6 protein-coding genes and 3 pseudogenes are annotated in these 10,110 nt (G+C 70.9%); 7 read left to right on the top strand and 2 right to left on the bottom strand.

The window, feature by feature from the left end; all coding sequences use genetic code 11:
• A pseudogene (locus BGN98_RS04860) lies at nt 1-89 on the top strand (antibiotic biosynthesis monooxygenase); the annotation flags it as partial.
• A 349-nt stretch (nt 90-438) separates the two neighbouring features.
• Here the strand turns inward: BGN98_RS04860 and BGN98_RS04855 are convergent.
• Nucleotides 439-1,318 (bottom strand): annotated as a pseudogene (locus tag BGN98_RS04855) (integrase core domain-containing protein); the annotation flags it as partial.
• A gap of 326 nt (nt 1,319-1,644) precedes the next feature.
• Here BGN98_RS04855 and BGN98_RS04850 point away from each other — a divergent pair.
• The 6 genes from BGN98_RS04850 (at nt 1,645) to BGN98_RS04825 (ending at nt 8,682) form a co-directional block, all read left to right on the top strand.
• Nucleotides 1,645-2,550: a formate/nitrite transporter family protein gene (locus BGN98_RS04850; RefSeq protein ID WP_288119934.1), complete on the top strand. Its 906-nt coding sequence runs from the start codon at nt 1,645-1,647 to the stop codon at nt 2,548-2,550.
• Nucleotides 2,551-2,659: 109 nt separating this feature from the next.
• Complete coding sequence (gene nirB / locus BGN98_RS04845) at nt 2,660-5,239, top strand: nitrite reductase large subunit NirB (RefSeq protein ID WP_288119932.1); 2,580 nt, start codon at nt 2,660-2,662, stop codon at nt 5,237-5,239.
• On the top strand, nt 5,236-5,622 hold the full coding sequence (gene nirD / locus BGN98_RS04840) for a nitrite reductase small subunit NirD (RefSeq protein ID WP_288119930.1): 387 nt from the start codon (nt 5,236-5,238) through the stop codon (nt 5,620-5,622). The genes nirB and nirD overlap by 4 nt, the downstream gene beginning before the upstream one ends.
• Complete coding sequence (gene cobA / locus BGN98_RS04835; RefSeq protein WP_288119928.1) at nt 5,619-6,851, top strand: uroporphyrinogen-III C-methyltransferase; 1,233 nt, start codon at nt 5,619-5,621, stop codon at nt 6,849-6,851. The genes nirD and cobA overlap by 4 nt, the downstream gene beginning before the upstream one ends.
• Nucleotides 6,848-7,996 (top strand): uroporphyrinogen-III synthase, encoded by a 1,149-nt coding sequence (locus BGN98_RS04830; protein ID WP_288119926.1) that lies wholly within the window; start codon nt 6,848-6,850, stop codon nt 7,994-7,996. The genes cobA and BGN98_RS04830 overlap by 4 nt, the downstream gene beginning before the upstream one ends.
• Nucleotides 7,993-8,682, top strand: coding sequence for a sirohydrochlorin chelatase (locus tag BGN98_RS04825; protein ID WP_288119924.1), 690 nt, complete (start codon nt 7,993-7,995; stop codon nt 8,680-8,682). The genes BGN98_RS04830 and BGN98_RS04825 overlap by 4 nt, the downstream gene beginning before the upstream one ends.
• 250 nt (nt 8,683-8,932) lie before the next feature.
• On the opposite strand, the pseudogene BGN98_RS04820 reads toward BGN98_RS04825, so the two are convergent.
• A pseudogene (locus BGN98_RS04820) lies at nt 8,933-10,110 on the bottom strand (IS256 family transposase); the annotation flags it as partial.

Below are 10,110 nucleotides of genomic sequence, written 5' to 3'. Positions count from 1 at the left end.
TCGTCGCAGCTCTGATGGCCAACCAGCACCTCCTCGGCGCAGCACCCGAGATCCTGGCGGCCGACGTTCTCGCGTCCAAGCTCCCGTAGTCCGCCAACGCACGAGACGATCGCGCCCCGCCGAGCGGTCGCCAGGTCGCGACGCAATGCCATGCTGCGTTGCCCAGCGCTCGGCCGGCGAGGGGGTCTGTCGCAGAGGAGAGCGACGTCGGTGTCGGGCAGAGCACTGAGGCCAGTGCATCGCGCGAGCACCAGAACCCGAACCGCCCCTGACCTGCGTTTCCGCAGGTCAGGGGCTGTTCGCCGGAGCCGCCTGTCGGAATCGAACCGACGACCTAATCACGTCGACTTTGCGTCTATCGCTTGATGCGCCCACTGGACGAACGAGCCGCTGACCTTCGCAAACGCCGAGCGTGGGGGACGCCGCCATCCAGTGGTGGCCGGGCAGCCCCTGGTGGGGACGTTCGGTGTTGTAGATCCGGTCGAACTCGTCGACGTGCGCCTGCATTTGCGCGAGTGTCGCCGCGACGGCTGCTTGTCGAGGTATCGGAACAGGGTCCGCTGGAAGCGTTCGTTCTTGCCTTGCGTGGTCGGCTTGTAGGGCTGTGATCGGCTTCACCCCGAGCCGGGTGACGTAGTCGACGAGCTGCCCGACGATCCCGTGCCGTGACGGGTTCAATGCGACACCGTTATCGGTGAGCAGGCGTTGCGGGACGCCGTGCGCGGCGATGCCTTTCGCGACGACGTGCACGCCGAAGTCTCGCCGGCGGCGACGTGGGACGCCACCGCGAGGCGGGAGTGATCATCGATGAGCTGGAAGATCACGCATTTGCGGCCGCCGGCGAGGACATACTCGGTCGCGTCCAACTGCCAGCACGCGTTCGGCGCCGGGTAGACGAACCGGCGATACGCAGCGCGCGGCTTCTTCTTCGCTCAGGACGCGCGACGCCGGCCCGGCGGAAGATCCGCGCCACCGACGCCGTCGACGGCACCGGGTCCATCCTCAGCGTGCGCATCTTGTCGTGCACGCTGATCGGACCGTGATCCAGCCCGGACTGCTCCAACGCGGCCCGCACACCGATCGCCTGCCGTTTGACCTCGTCGGTCAGCATCGACGGGCTCGACTTCGGACGGCGTGACTTCGGCTCGAGCGCCCCTGCCGGCCCTTCTTCGATGGCTCGCTTGCGGATCGTGTAAAACGTCTTGCGGGAGATGTCGCGCTCGGCGCAGAACGTACTCACCGCCCCGCGCGGGGCATCATCGGGCCACTGCGTGATGACGAGGCGAACACGAGAATTAACGGGCTCGGACGGGGTCACTCTCCCCATCACACCGGCCGAAGTGACACCACCAAGACCGCCGGAAGTGTCACGGATGTCCTCATGCAGAACCGTCACCGATGTCCTGTAGTGGCGGAGTGCTTTGTCCGTAAGTGCACTATTCGCACGCGGTCGTCTTCGCTGACTGCCGATTCGCGAGGCGTTCCAGCCTGCGGGCAATGTCACAATTGCCACTCTCCGAGAGAGAGGAAACGGTTACGAGAGATCACATTCCCGCGCTCGCCACGGAAACATCGCGGCCGTAGCTTCGCCCCATCGGCCCCGGAGCCACCGTGCGGCCGCGGTCCTCGCTCGGAAGGCACGCCATGTCCTACGTCAAGCCCGCTGAACTCGTCTCCACCATCGTCGACGCCGGTGCGTCGAAAGTCATGCTCTCCACGCGCGACACCCTCGTCCGCGCGATCATGGGCGGCGCCCTGCTCACGATCGCCGCCGCGTTCGCCGTCACCGTCAGCGTGACCACCGGCATCCCGCTGCTGGGCGCCATCCTGTTCCCGGTCGGCTTCATCATGCTGTACCTGCTCGGCTACGACCTCCTCACCGGCGTCTTCGTCCTCGCCCCGCTCGCCTGGTTCGACAAGCGTCCGGGCGTCACGATCGGCGGCATCCTGCGCAACTGGGGCCTCGTCTTCGTCGGCAACTTCATCGGCGCGTTCACGGTCGCCGTCCTCACGGCCATCGTCGTCACCTACGGCTTCTCCGTGCCGCCGAACGAGGTCGGCGAGGCGATCGGCCACATCGGCGAGGGCCGCACGGTCGGCTACGCCGAGCACGGCGCCGCCGGCATGCTGACCCTCTTCATCCGCGGCGTCCTGTGCAACTGGATGGTCTCGACCGGCATCGTGCTCTCCATGATCGCGAAGGACGTGCCCGGCAAGATCATGGCGATGTGGATGCCGATCATGCTCTTCTTCTTCATGGGCTTCGAGCACTCCGTCGTCAACATGTTCCTCTTCCCCTCCGGCCTGCTGCTGGGCGCCGACTTCACGCTCATGGACTACCTGGTCTGGAACGAGATCCCCACGGTCCTCGGCAACCTCGTCGGCGGCCTCGTCTTCACGGCGCTCCCGCTCTACCTCACGTACGCCCGGGGCGCCTCCCCCCGCACGCCGCGCGGCGGCAAGGCGCGCCGCGCCGCGGCGACGCCGGCTCCGGCTCCCGCCCAGCCCGCCCTCGACGTCGCCGTCGTCGCGAACACGTCGGCCGCCTGACCGCCGGCCCTCGTCGCCCCGCATCGCCGGAGAGACCATGCCGCGCATCGTCGACAGCCGGAAACATCACCCTGACCGGCCCGTAACAGCGCCCGCCTACGGTGACAGCATGAGCACCACCCCGCCCCACACCGCGCACGTCGTGGTCGTCGGGGCGGGGATGGTGGCCCATCGCTTCATCGCGAGCCTGCTGGGCCGCTCCGACGGCACGTGGCGCGTGACGCTCATCGGGGACGAGGAGCACCACCCGTACGACCGGGTCGCCCTGACCTCGTCGTTCGCGGGCGCCTCGGCATCCGACCTCGAGCTCGACCGCACGGTCGTCGAGGACGAGCGCGTGCGCTTCCTGCGGGGCGAGAAGGTCGTCCGCATCGATCGCGCCGCGCGGCGCGTGACCACGGCGACCGGCCTCAGCATCGCCTACGACCGCCTCGTCCTCGCGACGGGGTCGTACGCGGCCCGCCTCGCGGTCGACGGCTTCGGACTGGACGGATGCTTCGTGTATCGCACCCTCGACGACGTGCAGGCGCTCGCGGCGTTCGTCGAGCACCGGTCCGCGCAGCTGGGCCGCCCCCTCACCGGAACCGTCATCGGCGGCGGGCTGCTCGGTCTCGAAGCCGCCGGCGCTCTGCAGAGCCTCGACGTCGCGTGCACCGTCGTGCAGTCCTCCGACCGCCTCATGTCGGCGCAGCTCGACCGCCCGGCCGGCGACGCGCTGCGACGCCTCATCGAGTCGCGGAGCATCGGCGTGCGGACCGAGTCGATCACGACGCGGCTCGACCCGGATGCGACCGGCCAGGTCGCGGGTCTCGAGTTCCGCGACGGCAGCTACGCGCAGACCGACGTCGTCGTGTTCACGGTCGGGGTCCGTCCGCGCGACGAGCTCGCCCGCGGGTCCGGGATCGACGTCGACCCCCGGGGCGGCGTCCTCATCGACGCCGGCTGCACGACATCTGACCCGCTCGTTCTCGCGATCGGCGAGGTCGCGAGCTTCGACGGGCAGTGCGTCGGGCTCGTCGCTCCCGGCTACGCCATGGCCGAGGTCGCCGCGACGCGCCTGCTCGGCGGCGATGCCGCGTTCCCCGGCTTCGACCTCTCCACCAAGCTCAAGCTCTCGGGCGTCGACGTCGCGAGCTTCGGCGACGCGTTCGCGCAGACGCCGGGTGCGCTCGAAGTGGTCTACGCCGATCCCGTCGCCGGCGTCTACAAGAAGCTCGTCGTCTCCGACGACGCGAAGACCCTGCTCGGCGGCATCCTCGTCGGCGACGCGTCCGCGTACGGGTCGCTGCGCCCGCTCGTGGGCAGCGCCCTCGGCGCCGACCCGGCCGCGTATCTCGTCCCGGGGGACGGCGTCGCCGCGCCGACCGGCGACCTTCCCGACGAGGCGCTCGTCTGCTCGTGCAACAGCGTCACGGCCGGCACCATCCGCCACGCCGTGCACGAGCAGGGCTGCACGGACGTCGCCGCCGTCAAGTCCTGTACGAGGGCGGGCGCGGCGTGCGGCTCGTGCGTCGGGGCGATCAAGAAGATCGTGGGCGCCGAGCTTGCGAAGACCGGCGCGACCGTCAGCAACGCGCTGTGCGAGCACTTCGCGATGTCGCGGCGCCAGCTGTTCGACGCCGTCCGCGTCTCGGGCCTTTTCACCTTCAGCGCGATCATCGAGCGCTTCGGCACCGGCCGCGGCTGCGACCTCTGCAAGCCGGCCCTCGCCAGCATCCTCTCGACGCTCACCGGCACGCACGTGCTCGACGGCGAGAACGCGACGCTGCAGGACACCAACGACCACGTCATGGCAAACATGCAGAAGGACGGCAGCTACTCGGTCGTCCCGCGCATTCCCGGCGGCGAGATCACCCCGGAGGGACTGCTCGTCATCGGTCAGGTCGCGCAGGACTTCGGCCTGTACACGAAGATCACCGGCGGTCAGCGCATCGACATGTTCGGCGCGCGCCTCGAGCAGCTGCCGGACATCTGGAAGCGCCTCGTCGACGCCGGGTTCGAGTCGGGCCACGCCTACGGCAAGTCGCTGCGCACCGTGAAATCGTGCGTCGGCTCGACGTGGTGCCGGTACGGCGTGCAGGACTCCGTCGGCATGGCCGTGCGACTCGAGCTGCGCTACCGCGGACTGCGATCGCCCCACAAGATCAAGCTCGGCGTCTCCGGCTGCGCCCGCGAGTGCGCCGAGGCGCGCGGCAAAGATGTCGGCGTCATCGCGACCGAAGCCGGCTGGAACCTCTACGTCGGCGGCAACGGCGGGTTCACCCCGCGCCACGCCGTGCTGCTCGCCGAAGGCCTCAGCGACGCCGAGCTGCTGCAGGCGATCGACCGTTTCCTGATGTACTACATCTTCACCGCCGACCGGCTGCAGCGGACGGCGCCGTGGTTCGCCGACCTCGAGGGCGGCATCGACGGCCTCCGTTCCGTCATCTTCGACGACAGCCTGGGCATCTGCGCCGACCTGGATGCCGCGGTCGCGCGCCACGTCGACGGTTACGAGGACGAGTGGAAAGCCACGCTCGACGACCCCGACAAGCTGCGCCGCTTCGCCTCGTTCGTGAACGCGCCGACCACGCCCGACCCGTCGCTGGCCTACACGGCCGAACGCGGGCAGGCGCGGCCCGCGACCGCCGCCGAGCAGGCCGACGCCGGCGTCATGATCGCCGGGACCGTGCTGGAGGTGCGCCGATGACGACCCTGACCGCCCACCAGCCGCGCCCCGCGCGACCCACCGCCTGGGTGCGCGTGTGCGCACTCGGCGACCTCGAAGTCGAGCGGGGCCGCGCGGCACTCGTGGAGGGCACCCAGATCGCACTGTTCCTGCTGCACGACGGCCGCGTGCACGCGGTCTCGAACCTCGACCCGTACAGCGGGGCGCACGTCATCTCCCGCGGCATCGTCGGGTCGCGCGAAGGCCTGCCGACCGTCGCCTCGCCGATGTACAAGCAGGTCTTCGACCTGCGCAGCGGCCTGTGCCTGGACACGCAGGGCAAGGATCCGCAGGCGCTGCGCGTCTGGCCGGCCGCGGTCGACGATGAGGCTCAGGTGCTCATCAGATGGGAGGGCTCGTCATGACGACGATGCTGGGACTGACTCTCGAGGGCCGAGACGTGGTCTTCATCGGCGGCGGCGACGTCGCGGCGCGACGGATGTGGCGCATGCTGCAGGACGGCGCCCGCGTGAGCGTCGTCGCCCCCGAGGTGTCCGACGACGTGCGCGAGCTGATCGACGCCCACGACCTCCCCTGGACGGCGCGCCGCGTGCGCGCGTCCGACCTCGACGAGGCGTGGCTCGTGCACACCGCGACGGGCGACCGTGCGACGGATGCGCGCATCGCGGCCTGGTGCGAAGCGCGCCGGGTCTTCTGCGTCAACGCCTCAGACGGGGCGCACGGCAGCGCGCGGCTGACCGCCGAGGCGCGTGCCGGCGACGTCGTGGTGGGCGTCGTGTCGGATGCCGGAGTCGACCCCCGGCGCACGGCGCGCCTGCGCGACGCGATCGGCGCGCTGCTGCGCGACGGCACGCTGCCCGTGCGGCGCCGCCGCCGCACGTCGCTCGGCCGCGTCGACCTCGTCGGCGGCGGCCCGGGACCGCTCGACCTCATGACGGTGCGCGGCCGACGCCTGCTCGCCGAAGCCGACGTCATCGTGACCGATCGGCTCGGACCCGGCGGCGCGCTCGAGGGCGTCGATCCCGACGTCGAGATCATCGACGTCGGCAAGCGACCGGGCCACCACCCCGTGCCGCAGGAGCAGATCAACGAACTGATCGTCGCGCACGCCCGCCGGGGCAAGCGCGTCGTCCGTCTCAAGGGCGGCGACCCGTTCGTCTTCGGCCGCGGCGGCGAAGAGCTGGCCGCCTGCATCGCCGCGGGCATCCCCGCAGAGGTCGTCCCGGGGGTCTCCAGCGCGATCGCCGTGCCGCAGGCCGCGGGCATCCCCGTCACCCACCGCGGGGTCTCCGCCGGGGTCCACATCGTCAACGGCCAGGGTGAGCTGTCTGTTGCAACCCTCGCCGCCCTCGCCGACCCCGCACTGACGACGGTCGTTCTGATGGGCGTCGCCGCCCTCCCACGCCTCGCCGCGGCCGCCCTGGCCGCGGGAGTGTCCGCCGACCGCCCCGCGGCGATCGTCGAGAGCGGCCACACCGCGCAGCAGCGCACGACCCGCACGACCGTCGGCACGATGGCGCGCGACGCCGCGGCGGCCGACGTGCGCAACCCCGCCGTCATCGTGATCGGCGACGTCACCCGCGCCGAACTGCTGCTGCCTCAGCGTGAGGGAGTGGAGGGCGCGACCCGGTGACCGACCCCGAACGCCCCCTGCTCTCGGCCGCGCTCGAAGGCTGCTCAATCGTCATCGCCGTCGATCGGCGGTCTTCCGAGCTCGCCGCCGCGCTCGAGCGGCACGGGGCGCAGGTCCGGCGGGCGCCGGCGCTCAGCATCCTGCCGCACATCGACGACGAGGCGCTCATCGCCGCCACCCGGTCGCTCGTCGCGGCGCCGCCGGACGTCGTCGTGGTGACGACGGGGGTGGGCTTCCGCGGCTGGATGGAGGCCGCCGAGGAGGCGGGCCTGCAAGAAGCGCTGCTGGCCGCACTCGCGGGCGCGCAGATCGTCGCGCGCGGCCCGAAGGCGCGCGGCGCGATCCAGCAGGCCGGGCTCACGACCGACTGGGTCGCCGAGTCCGAGACCTCGAGCGAGCTCGGCGCGTTCCTGCTCGCGGAGAACCTGTACGGCCGCCGTGTCGCGGTGCAGCACCACGGGTCCGGGGCCGACGGACTGGACGCCCTGTTCGCCGACGCCGGCGCCGAGGTCGTCAGTCTTACGGTGTACCGCTGGGGCCCGCCGGCCGACCCGGACGCGGTCGCGCGATCGGTCATCGCGGCGGCGCAGGGAGAGGTGGATGCCGTCCTGTTCACCTCGGCGCCGGGCGCCGCCGGCTGGCTCGCCGCCGCAGAACGCGAGCACGTGCTCGACGCGCTGCGCGAAGCCGCCGCGGCGGGACGGCTCTTGATGGCGGCGGTCGGGCCGATCACCGCCGACCCCCTGCAGACGGCCGGGTTCGCTCCGCTCATCGCCGAACGCGGACGCCTCGGCTCCCTCGTGCGGGCCGTCGTAACGTACTACGGCGGCGGACACGCCCCCGGGCTCGACACCGTGGCCGGCCGACTCGAACTGCGCAGCGCCGGCGCCGTGCTCGACGGGCGACTCATCGCGCTCTCCCGCAGCGGTCTCGCGGTCTTGGCCGCCCTGTTCGCCGCACGCGGCGGCGTCGTCGCACGCAGCGTGCTGCGCAGCGCGCTTCCGCGATCGAGTCAGAGCGACCACGCCGTCGACGTCGCGATTGCCCGCGTCCGAGAAGCGCTGCACGCGCCCGGCCTCATCCGCACCGTCGTCAAGCGCGGCTACCGGATCGACCTGCGCGGACAGTACGAGGAGACCCCGTGACCACGACCCTCATCGCCTGCTCGCACGGTACGAGCGACCCGGCCGGTCGCGCGGCCATCACGGCGCAGATCGACCTCATCGCCCGGCACGTTCTCACAACGCCCGTCACGCACGCCTTCGTCGACGTTGAAGAGCCGGCGATCGACGAGGTCGTCCGTCGGCACGTCGCCGGCGGCGCGGTCGTCGTCGTCCCCTTGCTGCTGTCGACCGGGTTCCACACGAACGTCGACATCGCCCGCGCCGTCTCCGCCCATCCCGGGCACGCGTCCGCCGCCCCCGCGCTCGGGCCGCATCCGCTCCTCGCCGACGTGATGCACGACCGGCTCGCGGCCGCGGGTATGCGCCCAGGCGACGCCGTCGTGCTCGCCGCGGCCGGCTCGAGCGACCCGGCCGCGGCCGTCGACGTCGCGACGATGGCGACGCTGCTGGAGGCGCGCCTGAACGCACCGGTCGCGATCGGCTTCGCGGCAGGCACGGGACCGCGCATCACCGATGTCGTGCGCACGACGCGCGAGAGCGGCCATGAACGTGTGGCGATCGCGAGCTACGTCCTCGCCCCCGGCCACTTCGCCCGCGTCATCGCGAGTGCCGGCGGCGACGTCGTCGCGGCCCCCCTCTGCCCGGACCCGCGCATCGCCCGCATCGCGATCGAACGCTTCCGCACGGCGGCGCGGGATATGCCGTAACCGCCACCTCGATCACCTGAAGTCCCGCCACCGGCACCGCCCCACGCGCAGATCCTCAAACGCGTCGCCGCCGCAACCTCCTTCCTCGTGCCTCTCCGGCACACGAGGCCGCAGAACCGCCGGGCGACGCGTCGGACTAGGGATCGAACTTAGGCGGGCCCGAGCGGCTCGAGGAACACCGCGGTGGCCACGTTCCGCAGATGCTGCGTGAGGGTGTGTCAGATTAACGGTGGATCTGGCCTGGCGCATTTCAGTTGATTCGGCCTTCGAAGGTGATCGCGAAGGCGTTGAGTGCGGGCTTCCACCTCGTCACCCAGCGTGCCCGACCCCGGCCGGTGGGGTCAAGCGACCGCGTCACGAGGTAGAGGCACTTCAACGCGGCGGCGTCGTTCGGGAAATGCCCACGCGCCCTGACCGCGCGGCGGTAGCGGGCGTTGAGGGACTCGATCGCGTTGGTGCTGCAGATGATGCGGCGGATCTCGACGTCGTAGTCCAGGAACGGGATGAACTCCGTCCAGGCGTTCTCCCAGAGCTTGCGGATCGCGGGATACATCGTGCACCACTTCTCGGTGAACTCCTCGAACCTCGCCTTCGCGGCGGCTTCGGTCGGCGCGGTGTAGACAGGGCGCAGGTCGCGAGCGATCTGGTCCCAGTACTTGCGCGACGCGAAGCGGAACGTGTTGCGGATCAGGTGGATGATGCACGTCTGCACGACCGCGAGCTCCCACGTCGTGGTGATCGACTCCGGCAAGCCCTTCAGCCCGTCGCAGACCACGATGCACACGTCCTCGACACCGCGGTTCTTGATCTCGGTGAGCACGCCCAGCCAGAACTTCGCGCCCTCGCCGCCATCGCCGGCCCAGATCCCGAGGATGTCGCGCTCCCCGGCCGTGGTGACGCCGACGGCGACGTAGAACGGCTTGTTGCGCACCTGCCCGTCCCGGACCTTCACCACGATCGCGTCGATGAACACCACCGGGTAGACCCGGTCCAGTGGACGGTTCTGCCACTCGGTCATCTCCTCGATCACCTTGTCGGTGATCTTCGAGATCGTGTCCTTGCTGACACTCGCCCCGTAGACGTCGTCGAAGTGCGCCGCGACCTCACCAGCCCGCGCGCGGTCAGCGACAGGACAATCTCGTCGATCCCGTCCAACCGCCGCTGCCGCTTGCGCACGATCTTCGGCTGGAACGACCCGTCCCGGTCCCGCGGGACGTCGATCTCGACGGCACCGACCTCGGTGAGCACGGTCTTGGACCGGGTCCCGTTGCGCGCGTTCTCGCCGTTCGATGACGCGTGCTTCGGATAGCCGAGATGCTCGGTCATCTCCGCCTCGAGCGCGGTCTCGAGCACGGTCTTCGTCAGCCCGCCCAGCAGGCCTCCCGGCCCCACGAGGCTGACGCCCTGCTCCTTCGCCTGCGCAAGCAG

Origin of the sequence: Microbacterium sp. 69-7 (assembly GCF_001897985.1) — a bacterium.
Taxonomy (GTDB): domain Bacteria; phylum Actinomycetota; class Actinomycetes; order Actinomycetales; family Microbacteriaceae; genus Microbacterium; species Microbacterium laevaniformans.
Note: the sequence above shows the minus strand (reverse complement) of the source record. Positions and strands in the feature narration are given on the sequence as shown.

Excerpts from the sequence above, each read along its gene's own strand:
- BGN98_RS04850 (WP_288119934.1), top strand. The coding sequence starts at position 1,645 with ATGTCCTACGTCAAGCCCGCTGAACTCGTCTCCACCATCGTCGACGCC.
- nirB (WP_288119932.1), top strand. The coding sequence starts at position 2,660 with ATGAGCACCACCCCGCCCCACACCGCGCACGTCGTGGTCGTCGGGGCG.
- nirD (WP_288119930.1), top strand. The coding sequence starts at position 5,236 with ATGACGACCCTGACCGCCCACCAGCCGCGCCCCGCGCGACCCACCGCC.
- cobA (WP_288119928.1), top strand. The coding sequence starts at position 5,619 with ATGACGACGATGCTGGGACTGACTCTCGAGGGCCGAGACGTGGTCTTC.